15 protein-coding genes are annotated in these 17,019 nt (G+C 63.1%); 1 reads left to right on the forward strand and 14 read right to left on the reverse strand.

From position 1 onward, the window contains the following. Positions 1-41 precede the first annotated feature (41 nt). The 13 genes from murB to CW354_RS03865 form a co-directional block, all read right to left on the reverse strand. Positions 42-971, reverse strand: a complete 930-nt coding sequence (murB, locus tag CW354_RS03805; protein WP_104828723.1) for a UDP-N-acetylmuramate dehydrogenase — start codon at positions 969-971, stop codon at positions 42-44. A gap of 159 nt (positions 972-1,130) precedes the next feature. Beyond that, entirely contained in the window at positions 1,131-2,534 is a 1,404-nt protein-coding gene (murC, locus tag CW354_RS03810) for a UDP-N-acetylmuramate--L-alanine ligase (protein WP_104828910.1), read from the reverse strand. 222 nt (positions 2,535-2,756) lie between these two features. Continuing rightward, positions 2,757-3,857: an undecaprenyldiphospho-muramoylpentapeptide beta-N-acetylglucosaminyltransferase gene (gene murG / locus CW354_RS03815; RefSeq protein WP_207764648.1), complete on the reverse strand. Its 1,101-nt coding sequence runs from the start codon at positions 3,855-3,857 to the stop codon at positions 2,757-2,759. Next, positions 3,854-4,990 carry an FtsW/RodA/SpoVE family cell cycle protein gene (locus CW354_RS03820; RefSeq protein WP_104828725.1) on the reverse strand — a complete coding sequence of 379 codons (1,137 nt, stop codon included), beginning with the start codon at positions 4,988-4,990 and terminating at the stop codon, positions 3,854-3,856. The genes murG and CW354_RS03820 overlap by 4 nt, the downstream gene beginning before the upstream one ends. Then, positions 4,987-6,399: a UDP-N-acetylmuramoyl-L-alanine--D-glutamate ligase gene (murD, locus tag CW354_RS03825; RefSeq protein WP_104828726.1), complete on the reverse strand. Its 1,413-nt coding sequence runs from the start codon at positions 6,397-6,399 to the stop codon at positions 4,987-4,989. Before murD ends, CW354_RS03820 begins: the two co-directional genes overlap by 4 nt. 8 nt (positions 6,400-6,407) lie before the next feature. Next, on the reverse strand, positions 6,408-7,541 hold the full coding sequence (gene mraY / locus CW354_RS03830; RefSeq protein ID WP_104828727.1) for a phospho-N-acetylmuramoyl-pentapeptide-transferase: 1,134 nt from the start codon (positions 7,539-7,541) through the stop codon (positions 6,408-6,410). After that, the gene (locus tag CW354_RS03835; RefSeq protein WP_207764649.1) at positions 7,541-9,007 is read right to left on the reverse strand and encodes a UDP-N-acetylmuramoylalanyl-D-glutamyl-2,6-diaminopimelate--D-alanyl-D-alanine ligase; all 1,467 of its coding nucleotides are present in this window, start codon (positions 9,005-9,007) and stop codon (positions 7,541-7,543) included. The genes mraY and CW354_RS03835 overlap by 1 nt, the downstream gene beginning before the upstream one ends. After that, positions 9,007-10,443 carry a UDP-N-acetylmuramoyl-L-alanyl-D-glutamate--2,6-diaminopimelate ligase gene (locus CW354_RS03840; RefSeq protein WP_104828728.1) on the reverse strand — a complete coding sequence of 479 codons (1,437 nt, stop codon included), beginning with the start codon at positions 10,441-10,443 and terminating at the stop codon, positions 9,007-9,009. Before CW354_RS03840 ends, CW354_RS03835 begins: the two co-directional genes overlap by 1 nt. Continuing rightward, positions 10,440-12,263, reverse strand: a complete 1,824-nt coding sequence (locus tag CW354_RS03845) for a peptidoglycan D,D-transpeptidase FtsI family protein (protein ID WP_104828729.1) — start codon at positions 12,261-12,263, stop codon at positions 10,440-10,442. Before CW354_RS03845 ends, CW354_RS03840 begins: the two co-directional genes overlap by 4 nt. 28 nt (positions 12,264-12,291) lie before the next feature. Then, the gene (ftsL, locus tag CW354_RS03850) at positions 12,292-12,666 is read right to left on the reverse strand and encodes a cell division protein FtsL (protein ID WP_133162161.1); all 375 of its coding nucleotides are present in this window, start codon (positions 12,664-12,666) and stop codon (positions 12,292-12,294) included. Further along, entirely contained in the window at positions 12,663-13,673 is a 1,011-nt protein-coding gene (rsmH, locus tag CW354_RS03855) for a 16S rRNA (cytosine(1402)-N(4))-methyltransferase RsmH (RefSeq protein ID WP_104828731.1), read from the reverse strand. Before rsmH ends, ftsL begins: the two co-directional genes overlap by 4 nt. Next, on the reverse strand, positions 13,670-14,152 hold the full coding sequence (locus CW354_RS03860; RefSeq protein ID WP_133162162.1) for a division/cell wall cluster transcriptional repressor MraZ: 483 nt from the start codon (positions 14,150-14,152) through the stop codon (positions 13,670-13,672). Before CW354_RS03860 ends, rsmH begins: the two co-directional genes overlap by 4 nt. A 266-nt stretch (positions 14,153-14,418) precedes the next feature. Further along, positions 14,419-14,775, reverse strand: a complete 357-nt coding sequence (locus tag CW354_RS03865) for a hypothetical protein (protein WP_104828733.1) — start codon at positions 14,773-14,775, stop codon at positions 14,419-14,421. Between the two features lie 430 nt (positions 14,776-15,205). On the opposite strand from CW354_RS03865, the gene ctrA reads away from it, so the two are divergent. Next, positions 15,206-15,907, forward strand: coding sequence for a response regulator transcription factor CtrA (gene ctrA, locus CW354_RS03870; protein WP_104828734.1), 702 nt, complete (start codon positions 15,206-15,208; stop codon positions 15,905-15,907). 228 nt (positions 15,908-16,135) lie between these two features. On the opposite strand, the gene CW354_RS03875 is transcribed toward ctrA, so the two are convergent. Continuing rightward, positions 16,136-17,011, reverse strand: a complete 876-nt coding sequence (locus CW354_RS03875) for a bifunctional transcriptional activator/DNA repair enzyme AdaA (protein WP_104828912.1) — start codon at positions 17,009-17,011, stop codon at positions 16,136-16,138. Positions 17,012-17,019: the final 8 nt, after the last annotated feature.

Genomic DNA, 17,019 nt, shown 5'->3' on the forward strand with positions numbered 1-17,019 from the left:
GCGCGTCCGGCGAGTTTCCTGCGGTTCAGGCGTCCCATTGCCTATTCCCCATTCCCTATCGCCTCGCCGATCCGGCGAATTTCCCATTTGAGCTCGACGCCCGTCTCGCGCGCCACATCCTGGCGCAGCGACTCGATCAGGGCCTCGAGGTCCGCCGCGCTCGCTTTGCCGCGATTGATCATGAAATTGCAGTGATGTTCAGAGACTTGCGCATCGCCGACGACGCGGCCCCGGCCCCCGATCTCATCGATGAGCTGCCAGGATTTCTTACCGCCCGAGATGTCCGGATCGGGATTGGCGAAGGTGGACCCGCCCGTGCGCTCGCGGATCGGCTGGGTCTCCTCGCGCGCGGCGCTGATCTCTTCCATGCGCTTTAAAATGCGTTCGGGCTCGTCCGGGCGGCCTTCGAAGGTGGCGCTCGTAAAGATGAAACCCTCGGGCGCGGCGCAATGGCGGTAGGAAAAGCCGAGCCCGTCCTTGGAGAGGATGCGCCGCCGGCCCTTGCGGTCATAGGCTACGGCGGCGACAAGCACGTCTTTCACCTCGCCGCCATAGGCGCCGGCGTTCATGCGGATCGCGCCGCCGATGGTCCCCGGCACGCCGCGGAAAAATTCGAGCCCGGCGACGCCCGCCTGCGCGGCGGCTTTTGCGACCTGCGCGTCGATGCAGCCAGCGCCGGCGGTGACGCGCATCCCCGACACGCTGATTTGCCGAAACGGCGAGCCGAAGCGAATGACGACGCCGCGCACCCCGCCGTCGCGCACCAGCAGATTCGAGCCGACGCCCATCACATGAACCGGGATCTCTTCCGGCGTTTCTTTCAGGAAGTGCGCGAGGTCGTCTTCATCGGCGGGCGAGAACAAAACATCCGCCGGGCCGCCGACGCGGAACCAGGTGAGCGCGGAGAGGTCTGCGTTCTCGGTGTATTTGCCGCGGACGGCGGGGAGCTCGGATATAGTGATTTTTTTCATATCACCCCCTCCGTCAGCTTCGCTGACACCTCCCCCGCAAGCGGGGGAGGAGAAAAGGAGGCAACTGCAGGAAAGAATCTCTTCCCCCGTTTACGGGGGAAGTGGCCTGCGCCATCAGGCGCGGGTCGAAGGGGGTTGGCCGCAACAATAAACACACAACTACTTGCCCGACTTCGCCAACTCGCCCGCCAGCGCATTCGCATGTTTGGTGATGTCGCCGGCGCCGAGGCAGATGACATAATCGCCTTCCTGCGCAACCTCCGCGATGATCCCCGGCAACTCATCGAAAGACTTCAAGGGCTGCGCGCCCTGGTGGCCATGACCTTCGAGGCCCGCCACAAGACTATCGCGGTCGAAACCTTCGAGCGGCGCCTCGCCCGCCGCATATACGTCGGCGATCAAGGCGACATCCGCCTCGTTCATGCAGGCGCAGAATTCGTCGAAGAGATCGCGTAGTCTTGAATAACGGTGCGGCTGCACGACCGCGATGACCTTGCCTTTCGCGATATTGCGGGCGGCGCGCAGGACCGCGGCGATTTCCGCCGGGTGATGGCCGTAATCGTCGATGATGTGAACGCCCTTCCACTCGCCGGCGGGCGAGAAGCGGCGCTTGACGCCTTCGAATTTCGACAGGCCCGATTTGATCTGGTCGTCGCTGGCGCCGAGGCGTTTCGCGACAATCGCGGCGGGCAGCGAGTTCAGCACATTATGCGTTCCCGGCATGGGCAGGCGCAGATTCTCAATACGGTCGATTTCGCGCCCCTGCTCGCGGAAAATGATGTCGTAATGGCTGGCGCCGTCTTCATGGCGGATATTGACCGCGCGCACATCGGCCTGCGGATTGACGCCATAGGTGATGAGCCGCCGGTCGGTGACGCGGCCGACAAGCGCCTGCACTTCCGGATGATCGAGACAGACAATTCCGAAGCCGTAAAACGGCGTGTTCTCGATGAAACGGTCGAACGCGGCGCGCAAAGCCTCGAAGCCGCCCCAATGGTCGAGATGCTCCGGGTCGATATTGGTGACGATGGCGACGGTCGTCGGCAGGCGAATGAAAGTGCCGTCGCTCTCGTCGGCCTCGACCACCATCCAGTCGCCCTCGCCGATGCGCGCATTGGCGCCGTAAGCATTGATGACGCCGCCATTGATGACCGTGGGGTCGAGTCCCGCCTCGTCGAGAAGCGCGGCGACCATGGTCGTCGTCGTGGTCTTGCCATGCGTGCCCGCGACGGAGACCGTCCATTTCAGGCGCATAAGCTCCGCGAGCATGTCGGCGCGCTTGACCACCGGAATATGGCGCGCGCGCGCCGCCGCAACCTCCGGATTGTCGCGCTTGATCGCCGTTGAAATGATGACGGCGTCGGCGCCTTCGACATTTTCCGGCTTGTGGCCGATGACGACGGGAACGCCCTTATCGCGCAGGCGCTGGACATTGGCGCTTTCGGCCATGTCGGAGCCTCTGACGTCATAGCCGAGCGTCCTCATCACGTCCGCGATGCCGCTCATGCCGATGCCGCCGATACCCACGAAATGCACGACGCCCGCGCCGAAAGGCAGGCGCACCTTGATCGCCGGCGGATCGATTTTGGAATATTGGTTCTTACTCATACTCACATTCGCCTAATTTTGTGTAAGACCGCTTACAAATCCGCCAACAGCGCCAAAAAGTACAAGAACCAAAACCGCGACCACAAAAACACCATAGACATTGAGATACCGATCCACATCGTGTTGATCGGTGCAATACTTCAAGAACAATGTCTTCAGCTTACTCACTAAAGTTCCTCAGGCTGCAGCTTTCACCGCAGCGATGCCTTCGACCAGATCGGCAAGGCGCGATGCGGCGCCGGATTTCACCGCGCCATGAGCGGCCTCGGCCATGGATTTCAGCCGCGCCGGATTGGAGAGCAACGCCTCCAGCGGCGCGGCGAGCTCATAAGCATTAAACTCTTTTTCGGGCAAAATCACGGCGGCGTTTTTATCCTTTAACGCCCGCGCATTGCCGGTCTGGTGATCGTCCATGGCGATGGCAAGCGGCACCAGGATCGACGGCCGGCCGATGGCGGCGAGCTCCGTCACGGTCGAGGCGCCGGCCCGGGAAATGACGAGATGCGCCGCCGCCATGCGTTGCGGAAGGTCGGAAAAGAACGGCGCAACCTCGGCGCGGACGCCGGCTTCAGCATAAGCGGCTTTCACCGTCTCCATCTCGCCTTCGCGGGCCTGATGCGTGACGATGAGCCTCTTGCGCAAGCCTTCGGGCAAGCCCGCAATCGCTTTCACCGGCGCATCGGAGAAAATGCTGGCGCCCTGACTGCCGCCGAAAATGAGGAGATGAATGTCGCCGCCCGTCGCGGGATAAGGCGCGCCGTCAAGCGCCGCCACGGCGTCGCGCACGGGGTTTCCCACCTCCACCGTTTCAACGCCGGCGGGCAATTTTTCAAGGATTGAAAACCCATGGGCGACGAAGGCCGCCTTTTTGACAAGCAGCCGGTTGGCGCGACCCAGGACGCCGTTTTGTTCGTGCACCCCGTAAGGGATCTTCATCAGCGCCGCCGCCTTCATGGCGGGAAGCGACGGATACCCGCCAAAGCCTACCGCGGCCGCGGGTTTTCTTTTCTTGAATTCGCGCAGCGACGTAAAAAGCCCCGCCGCAATGGAGACCGCAGAAGCGGCTTTCGCCACGGGCCCGCCGATGGAGGGGGTCGCCGCGGAGATCTCAAACCGTTCGTCGGCGGGAAAGGCTTTGGCGTAACGGCTGCCGCGCGCATCGGTGACGAGCAGCACCTGATGGCCGCGGCGCTTTAATTCCTGCGCCAGGGCTTCGGCGGGAAACAGATGTCCGCCGGTCCCGCCGGCAGCGAGCGCGATGGGACCGCTCAAGCTCACGGCATGATGTCCTTGCGCCGGAAGACGCCCTGATGTGTGCGGGTCAACGCGAAGATGAGCCCCACCGTCAATCCCGTGGCGAAAAGCGACGAGCCGCCATAAGAAATGAACGGCAGGGTCATGCCTTTCGCGGGCAGCGCGCGCAAACTAACGCCGATATTGATGATCGCCTGAAAGCCGATGATCGCCGCAAGGCCGGTGGCGGCGCATTGCGCGAAAATGCTTTTCAGCCCCGCCGCCCGCGCCATCACCCGCGCGGTGAAGACGGCGAAAAGAACGATGATGAAGACCGCCACCAGAAAGCCGAAATCCTCGCCGGCGACGGCGAAAATGAAATCGGTGTGCGCATCGGGAAGCGCGGTCTTCACCGGCGGCGCGTCGCCCCGGCCGATCAGGCCGCCATTCGCAATCGTTTCGATCGCCTTGTCGACCTGATAAGTCTCCGTCGCGCCCGGTTTGAAAAACCCGTCGACGCGGCGCGCCACATGGTCGGAGAGATAATAGCCCGCAGCGAGCGCGCCGAACCCGGCGCCGCCGAGCCCCGCGATCCACAGCCAGCTCCACCCGGCGACGAAAAACATCACCGCCCAGACCGCAGTGACGAGCGCCCACTGGCCGAAATCCGGCTGCATTAAGAGCAAGGCGGAAAACATAACGTAAAGTCCCATGGCGACGGAGCCGCCGGGAAATTTCGGATCGCGCGCGCCCTCCGCCATCATCCAGGCGGCGGCGATGACGAAGCCGGGTTTGGCGAATTCAGAGGGCTGCAGCGACATGCCGCCGACATAGAGCCAGCGCTTGGCGCCGTTCACCTCGCCGCCAAAGATCAGCACAAAGATCATGACAGCGACCGCGCCGATGAAGACAAAAACCCCGAGCCGGCGCGCCTGCAGCGGCGTTAAAAACGCGACCGCCGCCATGAGAAGCAGCGTCGGCCCCATAAAGATGAGCTGGCGCATGGGAAACTGAAACTGCCCGACGCCGGGCATGCGCGCCGCGGCGGACGGCCCCGCCGCCATCAGGACAACGCCGCCGATGACGATGATCAGCGACAGGATCCCGAGCGCCGGCCGGTCGATGGACCACCAGAGCCGCGCGAAGGGAGACTCGTCAAGCCGCGACAGACGCTTCACGCCGCTTCTCCATTGGTCGCCGAAAGATCGGAGACGAGCGCGCGAAACGCCTCGCCCCGCTCTTCGAAGTTTTTGAACTGATCGTAAGAGGCTGAGGCCGGCGACAGGAGAACGACCGGATTGGCCGCCTCCGACTGCGCCGCGTCTTTCGCCGCCGCCGCTACGGCCTTTTCAAGATCGCTGCAATGAACGCATGTAACCGCGTCTTTCAACTGCTCTTCATATTCGACCGCCGCTTCGCCGATGAGATAAACACAGCGCACACGGTTCATCAGCGGCAGGAGGCTTTTCACCCCGCCCTCTTTCGGCTTGCCGCCGGCGATCCAGTATATGTCTTCAAAGGCGTTCAAGGCGCGCGCCGCCGCATCGGCGTTAGTGGCTTTGGAATCGTTGACGAACAGCACCTTGCCGTTGCGCCCGACTTCCTCGATCCGGTGGGCGAGACCTTCGAAACGCTGCGCGGATTTCACCGCCAGCGCCGGATCGACGCCGAATTTCTCGCAAACCGCAATCGCCGCGGCGACGTTTTGATGGTTGTGAACGCCGCGCAAGGACCGCGCCTTCGAGATATCGCCGGCCTGCGCCGTCTTGCCGTCGAGATTGTAATAGATCTTGCCGTCGAGCGCATAAACGCCGCGCCCCAGCGCGCTGCCCGATGAAACAGGCCGGACATCCGCCGTCCCGCGCGCCATCATTTCCGTGCACACGCCTTGCACGTAATCGTCATCGACGCCGATGACCGCGAGATCCTTTTCCGTCTGATTGAGGAAGATACGCTTCTTGGCCTTGAGATAGCCTTCGACCGAGCCGTGGCGCTCGATATGATCGGGCGAAAGATTGAGCAGCACCGCCGTATCGAGGCGCAGGGATGCGGTAAGATCGAGCTGGAAAGAGGAAAGCTCAAGCACGTAAATCGCGTCGCTTTCAAAAGCGGGCAGCGACAGGACCGGCTCGCCGATATTGCCGCCCACATAAACATCTTCGCCCGCCTGTTTCAGGATATGACCGATGAGCGCCGTCGTCGTCGATTTTCCGTTCGAGCCTGTAACGCCGATGACGCGCGGGCGCGCCCGCGGCTCCAGCGCATTCAAGGCGCGCGCAAAAAGCTCCGTATCGCCCATGACCGGAACCTTTTCCATCTTCGCCTTGCGCACGATGGCGTGGGGTTTCGGGTGCGTCAGCGGCACGCCGGGCGACACGATGACCGCGTCGAGTTCTTTCCACGGCCAGTTTTTCGGATGTTCGCAGCGATATTCGGTGTCCGCAACCTTGTCGCGCGCCTGACGGTTTTCGTCGAAAGAAAACACATGCGCGCCCGACGCCGCCAGCGCCTCGCAGGTCGCGACGCCGGACAGCCCGAGGCCGAATACGCCGATCTTCTTTCGTTTGACGTCAGGGATCAGGATCATTGTCGTCCCTAGCGCAGTTTCAAGGTTGCAAGACCGACCATCGCAAGAACGAAGGCGATAATCCAGAAGCGAATGACGATCGTCGACTCTTTCCAGCCGAGTTGCTCGAAATGGTGATGGATGGGCGCCATGCGGAAAACGCGTTTCCCGAATAGTTTGAACGACGCGATCTGGATCATCACCGACAGGCCCTCGAGCACGAAAAGTCCGCCGACAATCGCCAGCACGATTTCATGTTTCGCGGCGACGGCGATAGAGCCGATGGCGCCGCCCAGCGCGAGCGAGCCCGTGTCGCCCATGAAGATCGCCGCAGGCGGGGCGTTGTACCAGAGAAAACCGAGCCCGGCGCCGATGATGGCGCCGCAGATCACCGTCAGCTCGCCCACATGCGGGACGAAAGGAACGCCGAGATACTCCGCATAGATCGCATTGCCCACGAGATAGGCGATCAGCGCATAAGCGCCGGCCGCGATCATCACCGGCACGGTCGCCAGCCCGTCGAGCCCGTCGGTGAGGTTCACCGTGTTCGAGGCGCCGACAATAACGAACGCGGCGAAAGGAATGATGAAAAGCCCGAGCGGCACGCCCGGCGCATGAAACCAGCTCTGGAAAAGGTCGAGCGGCACGAACGGAACGCCCACCGACCGGGCGAGCCCTTCCGGCGCATCCGGCGCCGCGGCCAGCGCGTCCATGCAGAAATAGCCGGCAAGCAACGCCACGGCGAACTGCACGAGAAGTTTCAAGCTGCCGACGACGCCGTCGGACGACTGCTTCGTCACTTTCAGATAGTCGTCGATGAAGCCAAGCGCGCCGAAAGAGAGCGTCACGCCCATGACGATCCAGACATAGATATTGTCGAGCCGCGCCCACAGGAAAGTCGCGATGGTGAGCGAAAGCAAAATGAGCACGCCGCCCATGGTCGGGGTGCCGGCTTTTTCGATGATGTGGCCTTGCGGTCCGTCGGTGCGGATCGGCTGGCCCCGCCCCTGCTTGCGGCGCATCCAGCGGATCAGCGAGGGCCCCAGAATGAACGAAATCAACAGCGCCGTCATCACCGCCCCGCCGGTGCGGAAGGTGAGGTAGCGGAACACGTTGAACAGTTGAAACTGATCCGCGTAAGGGGTCAGCAAATGATACAGCATTAAGCCCGGCTTTCCTTGTTCTCTTCTTTACCGCCGCTCTGTTTGAGCGCGCGCGCCACGGCGCTCACTTTCGAGGCGTTCGATCCCTTGACCATGATGATATCGCCGGGCGCGACCGCGTCCAGCACAGGGCCCACGAGGCCGACCGCGTCATCGGCGTAAAGACCGCGCATGGCGTCAGGAAGGACATCCCAGAGATGGCGCATCAATTGGCCTGCTGCGTAGACCCGGTCAACCTTCGCGGCGACGAGCGCCTCGGCAAGACCGCGATGCAGCGCCGGACCGTCCGGCCCCAGCTCCAGCATTTCGCCGAGGACCGCGATTCGCCGTCCGCCGGACGGGGGTTCGGAGGCGCCGAGAAGGCCGATGGCCGCCGCCATGGAGGCGGGATTGGCGTTGTAGCTTTCGTCGATCAGGGTCGCCTCCCCGCCTTCGAGGGCGATGCGCGACCGCGCGCCCCGCCCCTCCGCCGGCGCGATCCGGGCGAGCGCATGGATCGCCGGCCCGAGCGGGCAGCCGACCGCATCGGCGGCGGCGAGGGCCGCAAGGATATTGAGGGCCTGATGACGCCCCGGCACGCCGGCGAAAAAGCTCTGCACCTCGCCCTTGATTTTCGCTTTCAGCGTCGCGCCCGCGCCTTCCGGTTTGTAGTCAAGCAATTGAAAATCGGCGCCGTCCTTTTCGCCGAAGGAAACGAAGCTCGCCGCCCCCGCCTCTTCGGCGCGCTTTTTCAAAAGCGGGAAGAACTCGTTGTCAAAGGGCAGAACCGCGACGCCGCCGGGCGCGAGGCCGGAAAAGATTTCCGCTTTCGCTTCGGCGATCTCTTCGACCGATTTGAAGAACTCAAGATGCGCCGCCGCGACGGTGGTGACGATGGCGGCGTGCGGGCGCACGAGTTTTGTCAGCGGCGTGATCTCGCCCAGGTGGTTCATGCCGATTTCAAAGACGCCGTAATCGGCGCGCATGGGCAGGCGCGCCAAAGTCAGCGGCACGCCCCAGTGATTGTTGAAGCTCTTGTCCGCCGCATGGACCTCGCCGTCAGAACCCAGAACCGCGCGCAGGATTTCCTTGGTCGAGGTTTTGCCGGCGCTTCCCGTGACGCCGATGCGTTTGCCGAAATTGCGGGTGCGCGCGGCCTTCGCAAGATCGCGCAACCCGTCGAGCGTGTCGCCGACGACCAGCAAAGGCGCGCCCTCCGGCGCGTCTTCGGGCGCGCGGGAGACGAGCGCCGCCGCGGCCCCGGCGTCGAAAGCGTTTTTCAGAAATTCATGGCCGTCGCGCGCATCGCGCAAGGCGACGAAAATGTCGCCGGGTTTCAGACTGCGCGTGTCGATGGAGATCCCGCCGGCGTTCCATTCCTCCGCCGTCCAGCTTTTCGGATCGCCGCCGCGCGCGCACAAGGCGCCGCCCGTCGCCGCCGCCGCTTCATAAGCGCTCCACAGGTTTTCAATCATGTCTTTCACCATCACCCGAGCTCCTTCATCCGGTCCGAAGCGGCGTCGCGCGCGACGCTCGCATCGTCGAAAGGAAAGATTTCATCCCCCACCTGCTGGCCCGCTTCGTGCCCCTTCCCCAAGATCAGGAGCACGTCCCCCTCCGACAGCATCGCAACCCCCGTCGCGATCGCTTCGGCCCGGTCGCCGATATTTTTCGCGTCCGGGCATCCCTTCATCAACTCCGCGCGGATCGCCGCCGGATCCTCCGTGCGCGGATTGTCGTCGGCGACAATCACTGTGTCCGCATATTTCGCGGCGGCTTCGCCCATAAGCGGGCGTTTCGTCCGGTCGCGGTCGCCGCCGGCGCCGATGATTGCAATCACCTTGCCCGGCGCATGGGCGCGGATGGCGGCAAGCGCCGTCGCCACCGCGTCCGGCGTGTGGGCGTAATCCACATAAACGCCGCCGCCCCAGACCTCGGTGATGTATTCCATGCGGCCCGGCGCGCCTTCGAGATTGTCGAGCTGCAGCATGACGTCATAAGGCTTCGCGCCGGCGGCGATAACGATCCCCGCAGCGAGCAGCGCGTTTTCCGCCTGGAACGCGCCGATGAGCGGCGGGTCGGCGCGATAGACATAGCCGTTGCACTCGATTTCCAGCGCCAGCCCGCCGAGATGGGGCTTGCAGCTAAGGAGCTTGACGTCGCGGCCTTTGACGCCGGTCTGGATGGTGGGCAAATTGCGCGCGCGGGCGATCTCCACAACGCCTTGCGCGCCCTCGCCGTCCATATTGATCGCCGCCGTCCCGGACGTCGTCAGCAATTGCGAAAACAGGCGCCCTTTCGCGGCGAAGTAATCGTCGAAGGAAGCGTGATAATCGAGATGGTCCTGGGTGATGTTGGTGAACGCGGCGACGCGGAAATTCACCGCATCGGGGCGATGCTGCGCCAGCGCATGGCTCGAAGCCTCCATGGCGAGATGGGTGACGCCGGCGCGCGCCATGGCGTCAAGCGTCTCGTGCAGGGTCACAGGCTCCGGCGTCGTATGGGCGAGCGGGCGCTCATAGACGCGCGACTGCGCGCCGAGCGTGCCCATGCTGCCCGCTTCATATCCTAAAAGAGTCCAGAGCTGCGCGGCGAAACGCGCCGTCGATGTTTTCCCATTCGTCCCCGTTATCCCGGCGACAACCTCCGGCTGGCGCGGATAGAACCGCGCGGCCATTTGCGCCAGGCGCCGGCGCGGTTCAGGGTCCTCGATCACCGGCAATGTCGACCTCACGCCCGGCCTTGCAAGGATCGCTGCAGCGCCGTTTTCCTCCGCCTGCGGAATAAAATCAGCACCGTCCGACTTGACGCCTTCGAGCGCCGCAAACAGAAAACCGCGCGAAACGGCGCGGCTGTCGGCGGTCAGCCCGTCAATCTGCGGGTCCGGCGAGATCGTTTCGTAAGCGAGTTCGGAAAGCCTCATGGCGCCCCGCCTCCACTGATATTGCCTCCGCTGATCTTGCCTCTCCCGGCCTCGCTCCCGGCTTTTCTGGAAAGCTTCGCCTGGCGTTGAAGCGCCGGCGGCTCGCCCGACACGAAAGACGCCAGCGCCGTCGCTTCATTGACCGTGGAAAGACCGAGCAAGGGCGCGGCGCGCTCAACGAAACGCGAAAAAGCGGGCGCGGCGTTCCAGCCCGCCGTGGCGTAGCCATAGGTTCCTTCCTGGGGCTGCGGATTGTCGAAGGAAATAAGAATTGCGTAACGCGGCGCATAGCCCGGCACGGCGCCGACGAAGCTCGCAATCCGCGCATTGTCCTGATAGCCGCCGCTCGCCGATTGCTTGTCCGCCGTCGCGGTTTTGCCAATGGGATAATAGCCGGGGGCTTCCGCGTAAGACGCCGTTCCGTCCGTGACGACCCGGCGCAGGATGCGGCGCATGGCGGCGCTTGTTTCAGGACTGAACACCTGGCGGCCTTCTTCGTCTTTCGTCCCCGCCAGAAATGTCGGCGCGCGGTAAACGCCGCCATTCACCACCGCGCAATAGGCGGCGAGAAGATGCAGCGGCGTCACCGCAATACCGTGACCGTAAGAAATCGTCGCGGTCTCCACCGGCCCCCATTGATAAGGCAGCTCCGGCGCGCGGTTTTCCGCCAGCTCGATCGGCAGCGGCGCAAACAGCCCGAGCGCTTCGAGAAAGCGCTGCTGTTCTTTGGCGCCGAGGTCGAGCGCCATGCGCGCCGCGCCGATATTGGAGGAATGCTGCACCACTTCGGAAAGAGTCAGAATACGGTTCTCGCCATGGAAATCGGTGATCCGCCGGTCGGCCACCTTGAAGCTTCCGCGCGCATCGTAAGTCGTCGTCTCGTCGCCGAGCCCGTCTTCGATCACCGCCGCGGCGGTGAAGCTCTTGAACGCGGAACCGAGTTCGTAACGGTCATAGGTGGCGCGATTGCGGCGGGAATCGGCCGGATAGGCGCCCGGCGCATTGGGATCGAAATCGGGAAGACTCGCCAGCGCCACAACCTCGCCGGTCTTAACATCCATGACCGCGCCCCAGGCGGCTTCCGCCTCGAACGCCTCCATGGTGTCGGCGAGCTCTTCTTCGAGGATCTGCTGCACGCGGATGTCGAGGCTCGCCTGCATCGGCCCTTTTCCGCGGAAGCGGTTCACGACTTTCTCAAGCCCCATGACGCCGCCCTTGCCGGGTTCGTCATGACCGACCGTATGCGCGGCGAGATCTCCTTGAGGAAAGAAACGCTTCACCCGCGCAGCGAAACGCACGCCCGGCAAGCCGAGATCGAACACCGCCTGACGCTCCGCCGGTGTTAAGTCCGCGCGCACTTCCACATAACGTCCGTCTTCAAGTTTCGCCTGCAGTTCGGCCGCGTCGATATCCGGCAACACGCCGGCGAGTTTGCGCGCCGCCTCTTCAGGGTCCCAGACGTCCCGGCCCGCAACCTCGAGCGCGATCACCGGCAGATCGGCGGCGAGCAGCGCGCCGTTGCGGTCGACGATCTCCGCACGCGGCGCGGCGGCGCGCGGCGCGGCCGCATAAGTCTGCGAGGAGCCGAGCCCGCCGAAGGAGACGAAAGCAAGGCGCACGCCAAGCGCGGCAAACACAAAGACGAAAACCGACGCGCACATCATCACGCGCATGCGCGCGCGTTCGGCAATGCGCCCGCGCGCGCCAAGGGCGCGGACTTTCAGCGCGCCGGCGTCGGCGCCGCGCGCTTCCTCGTCCGCATCCGCTTCGGCGATGACATAGGCTTGCGGTTTCGCTCTTTTGTGTTTGCGCTGGAACATGCGCCGCCCTTCATTCGCGATTGAAAGCTTACTGCGCGTCCGTCACCAGCGCCATAGCGAGCGCATTGCGGATGACGTCTGCCTCCGGCGCCGGCGCCTCTTCTTCGGCGATGAACTCCTCATCGCCGAAAAGCGCCGCGAATTCACGGGCGTTGACGCGCTGCGCCGATGTCGACGGGCGCAGATCGGTCTTGGTCTCAGCGATTTTCGAAAGCCGGTCGGGGTTTTCAAGATAGGCGATTTCCGCGCGCAGCATTTGAATTTCGCGCTGTTCTTCAACCTTGCTGGTTTCGATACGCTCAATGTCCTCGCGCAATTCGCGCACGGACACCTCCGCCCTGTAGCGGCCGAACGCCGCTGCGGCCAGCAACATGCACAAAAATATAGTTGTAATACGGATCATTTTTTTACGCCTCCGTCCATGAATGACAGGTTGATTTCTTTCGGCGCACCGAGATCGTCGCCGTCGGGCGGCGGCGGCGCGTCGGTGCGGATGCCGGCCCTCAGTTTTGCAGAGCGCGCGCGCGGATTGTCCTCTGTTTCCGCCGCCGACGCCTCGAGCGCGCGCGGGTAAAGAAGCTGGAACGAAGCCGGCGGCGCCTCTTCAGGCGGCAGGTGCCGCGACCCGGCGGGACGCGCCGCCGACCGCCCCGTCAGGAAACGCTTGACGATGCGGTCTTCGAGCGAATGGAACGCGACGACAACGAGCCGCCCCGCCGGACGCAACAACCGCTCCGCCGCGCGCAGCCCCGCGATCAGTTGCCCGAGCTCGTCATTGACGAAAATCCGCAAGGCCTGAAAGACGCGGGTCGCCGGATGGATTTTCAGCCGCGCCGCGCCCGGCGTCGCCTTTTCGACGATCTCCGCGAGCCGTCCGGTGGTTTCGATGGGCGCCTTTTCGCGCTCGCGCAGGATCGCCCGGGCGATGGCGTTGGCGCGCTTTTCTTCGCCATAGCGCCGGAAGATGGCGGCAAGATCCTGCGCGTCGGCGCGGGCGATGACGTCGGCGGCGTCGGGATTGCCCCCGTCCATGCGCATTGACAAGGGCCCGTCATAACGGAAGGAAAAGCCGCGCGCGCCCTCGTCGAGCTGCATCGAGGAAACGCCGAGATCGAATACGACGCCGTCCACGGTTTCAACGCCTTCTTCGGCGAGCGCCTCGCGCATTTCCGCGAAGGGCCGGTTGATGAGGAACAAACGCCCGGCGAATTCCTTCGCCCACTCGGCGGCGCGCGCGATCGCCGTGGGGTCGCGGTCGAAGCCGTAAACCGTGCAATCGGCGGCGGCGAGAATGGCGCGCGAATAACCGCCGGCGCCGAAGGTCGCGTCGACATAAACGCCCCCGTCTTTCGGCGCGAGGGCGTCGATGACTTCTTTCAGCATGACAGGTTTGTGGGGAGCGTCGGTCATTCCGCGCCTCCCGTTTCTTTCGGATTACGCAAGGAGCGCTTGGCTTCGTTCGCAATCTTCTTCGCTTCGTCGAGCGGCGCTTCGAAAAGGTCGGGATTCCATATCTGGAAGTTGCGAATATGACCGGCGAACAGCGCCTGGCCGTTGAGCTGCGCATGTTTGCGCAGATTTTCCGGCAGGTTGATGCGCCCTTCCGTATCGGTCGTCACCGGCGTCATCTGCGTCGCCATGGCCCGCTCGAGCGCGATGCGCTTTTCCGAATAGGGATCGAGATCCTCAATCATCGAAAGGAGGTAATCGATGTAATCGGCGCCGCCGCATTCAAGGCAGGGCTCCTCCGTAGACGGAAGACAATAGATAACGTTTTCCGAGGCGAGATCGAGCACGCGCCGGAAGGCCGCCGGCGTCGCCAGCCGGCCCTTTGCATCGATCTTGTTGGTGTAAGACCCGAAAAACCGGGCCCCGGCCCCGCGCCGCATGCCGCATCCTCCGCTGCGGCGCGCCCCGGCTTCCACCAGGCGCACGCCGCCCCTAGCCCTGCTTTTATGGGCTTACATGGGATAGCATGGGATTTTATGGGCGGTCAAAGAATGATTCGCCTTGGGGCCGGTTTATCTCCGCATGGTTCCGGAACAGAAACGGAACATGCCGAATCAGCTCGGGGTAATGATCCGTAAACATCCGTTAACAAAGGGTGAATTTTCCACGCCTATTGGGGAAAAGTTTTTCCCGGCGGGCCGAAAACCTAGACGGCGCGCGCCGCGCCTTGCCCAGAGGTTTGTTTTTGCACGCCCTTCCGGGGTTGCGCATCCCGCGCCATCAGCGCCTCGAAGCGGATGGCGAGCGCGCTCGCCGTTTCGAGCTTTTCGCGGATCTCCGCCTCGGCCCTGTCGAGGGTCGCCAGCGTGACGGCGAGCCGGCGCCGGCGCGCGGGACCATGTTCGCCGCCCGGCCCCGCTTCATCGAGCCTGCGGAGCGAGATTTCCGCGGCGGTCCGCGCCGCGGCGATATCGGCGAGATCTTCGCTGAGGACAGCGCCTTCCTCGCGGGCGAGCCGCAAAAGCTTTTCGAGCGCGATCCTGTCTTTTTCGGCAATGATCATTCGCCGCCCCTCTTCATCGCATGGGGCGCTGCTTCGCCCGGTTTGTCCAATCCGCCCGGCCGCGAAAGCTGGGTCCATCTCCCGCATGCATTCTCCCGCCTTTTGAGGCGCGCCTGTTTCGGAAACGACATAAGAGAACGCCCCAGGCGCGTTCTTCCTGTTAACAAGACGCGCTTAAGCCCGGGTAAATTAGTGAACCGCTTTAACGCGAAAAAATCGAACATGCTTAATGACAGGACCCGCAAATCAAGCAATCACTGGGGCTTGCCAGTAACAAGTGTTTTCGCGCCCTTAAAAAGCGCCCGAGAAACCAGCGAATTTGATTCACGCTGTTAACCATTATGAAAGCTTATCGTCGTTAACTTCCCGACGACAAAGCGAATAAAGCGCGACGAGTTCGAGGGGAACAGCGCGCAACAGGAGACGGACAATGCGGGTTCTGCTGATCGAAGACGATGGCGCGACGGCGCAGAGCATCGAGCTGATGCTGAAGTCGGACGGGTTCAATGTGTACACCACCGATCTCGGCGAAGAAGGCGTCGATCTCGGCAAGGTTTACGACTACGACATCATTCTTCTCGACCTCAACCTGCCGGACATGACCGGCTTTGACGTGCTGAAATCTCTGCGCGTCGCAAAGATCAACACGCCGATCCTCATTCTGACGGGTCAGGGCGACATCGAAACCAAAGTGCGCGGCCTTGGCTTCGGCGCAGACGACTATATGACCAAGCCCTTCCATAAGGACGAGCTGGTTGCGCGCATCCACGCGATTGTGCGCCGCTCGAAAGGTCATTCGCAGTCGGTCATCACCACGGGCAAGCTCGTGGTCAATCTCGACGCGAAAACGGTCGAGGTCGCGGGCCAGCGCGTCCACCTCACCGGCAAGGAATATCAGATGCTGGAGCTTCTCTCGCTCCGCAAGGGCACGACGCTCACCAAAGAGATGTTTCTCAACCATCTCTATGGCGGCATGGACGAACCGGAACTCAAGATCATCGACGTCTTTATCTGTAAGCTGCGTAAAAAACTCGCCGCCGCGACACAAGGCGAGCATTATATCGAAACAGTCTGGGGGCGCGGCTACGTTCTTCGCGACCCGCAGGAGGAAAAAGCCCAATCCGTCGCGTAAGACCATCGCAAACGCGACGCTGTCTAAACTTGCACCAGTTCAGAAACGCCCCGGAAAAATCCGGGGCGTTTTTGGTTTTGAGCCGATTACAGATGAGATGACTCATTAAGCCTTCATCCTGAGGAGCAAAAATATCTTCGTCCTTCGAGACGCGCCCGCTGCGCGAACGCCCTCAGGATGAAGATATTTTTGCGTCTCAAAGGACCGAAGGCGCGACACGCCAAAAGATCAGGCGGCGCTCACCGCCTCTTCCATGGCGAGGACCGTTTTCTTGCGCTCGACGCCCCAGCGGTAATTGTGGATGACGCCGGAAGACAGGATCACCCGGTGGCACGGGATCAGAACCGAAATGAGGTTTGCGCCCACCGCGGCGCCGACCGCGCGGTTGGCTTTCGGCTTGCCTATCTCGCCGGCGATGTCGCCATAGGTGCAGCGCGCGCCGTACGGGATCTTCAACAGCGCTTCCCAGACTTTCAACTGAAAATTCGTGCCCCGCACATGCAGGCGCAAAGGCTCGCTCATATCGCAGTTCAGGGCAAAAGCGAAGGCCTGTGCGGCGAGCGGCGCCACATAGTCCTTGTCCTGAATGAACTCCGCCGCCGTCCAGTCATGCATCATCTCTTCGAGATGCCGGTCGTCGCCGCCTTCATCCGCAAAACTCAGCCAGCACACGCCCTTGTCCGTGGCCCCGATCAGAACGCGCCCCAAAGGCCCGTTGATAAAGGCGTGCCGAATGACGAGCCCGGCGCCCCGGCGGCGATACTCGCCCGGCGTCATCGCTTCCGCCGCGAGGAAAAGGTCATGCAGGCGCGAGGCGCCGGAAAGCCCCGCCGAAAAGGACGCCGACAAGATGTCTTCGCCTTCGGCCATGGCGCGCTTGGCTTCCTGGGCGGCGAGATATTGCAAAAAGCGCTTAGGCGAGACGCCGGCGCCCGCCTTGAAGACGCGCTGAAAATGCGCCGGGGAAAGCCCTACATGCGCGGCGGTTTCTTCAAGGCCGGGCTTGGCGTCGGCGTTCGCCGTCAGGAAATCGATGGCGCGCGCCACGGGCTCATAAGCATCGAGGCGTTGAACGAACCGGGGGGACGGGAGGAATGAGGACATATCGGTCA

Origin of the sequence: Hyphococcus luteus (genome assembly GCF_002943565.1) — a bacterium.
In the GTDB taxonomy this organism is placed as follows: Bacteria; Pseudomonadota; Alphaproteobacteria; order Caulobacterales; family Parvularculaceae; genus Hyphococcus; species Hyphococcus luteus.

Excerpts from the sequence above, each read along its gene's own strand:
- CW354_RS03860 (WP_133162162.1), bottom strand. The coding sequence starts at position 14,152 with ATGCGGCGCGGGGCCGGGGCCCGGTTTTTCGGGTCTTACACCAACAAG.
- rsmH (WP_104828731.1), bottom strand. The coding sequence starts at position 13,673 with ATGACCGACGCTCCCCACAAACCTGTCATGCTGAAAGAAGTCATCGAC.
- ftsL (WP_133162161.1), bottom strand. The coding sequence starts at position 12,666 with ATGATCCGTATTACAACTATATTTTTGTGCATGTTGCTGGCCGCAGCG.
- CW354_RS03835 (WP_207764649.1), bottom strand. The coding sequence starts at position 9,007 with ATGGTGAAAGACATGATTGAAAACCTGTGGAGCGCTTATGAAGCGGCG.
- mraY (WP_104828727.1), bottom strand. The coding sequence starts at position 7,541 with ATGCTGTATCATTTGCTGACCCCTTACGCGGATCAGTTTCAACTGTTC.
- CW354_RS03875 (WP_104828912.1), bottom strand. The coding sequence starts at position 17,011 with ATGTCCTCATTCCTCCCGTCCCCCCGGTTCGTTCAACGCCTCGATGCT.
- ctrA (WP_104828734.1), top strand. The coding sequence starts at position 15,206 with ATGCGGGTTCTGCTGATCGAAGACGATGGCGCGACGGCGCAGAGCATC.
- CW354_RS03865 (WP_104828733.1), bottom strand. The coding sequence starts at position 14,775 with ATGATCATTGCCGAAAAAGACAGGATCGCGCTCGAAAAGCTTTTGCGG.
- CW354_RS03845 (WP_104828729.1), bottom strand. The coding sequence starts at position 12,263 with ATGTTCCAGCGCAAACACAAAAGAGCGAAACCGCAAGCCTATGTCATC.
- CW354_RS03840 (WP_104828728.1), bottom strand. The coding sequence starts at position 10,443 with ATGAGGCTTTCCGAACTCGCTTACGAAACGATCTCGCCGGACCCGCAG.
- murD (WP_104828726.1), bottom strand. The coding sequence starts at position 6,399 with ATGATCCTGATCCCTGACGTCAAACGAAAGAAGATCGGCGTATTCGGC.
- murB (WP_104828723.1), bottom strand. The coding sequence starts at position 971 with ATGAAAAAAATCACTATATCCGAGCTCCCCGCCGTCCGCGGCAAATAC.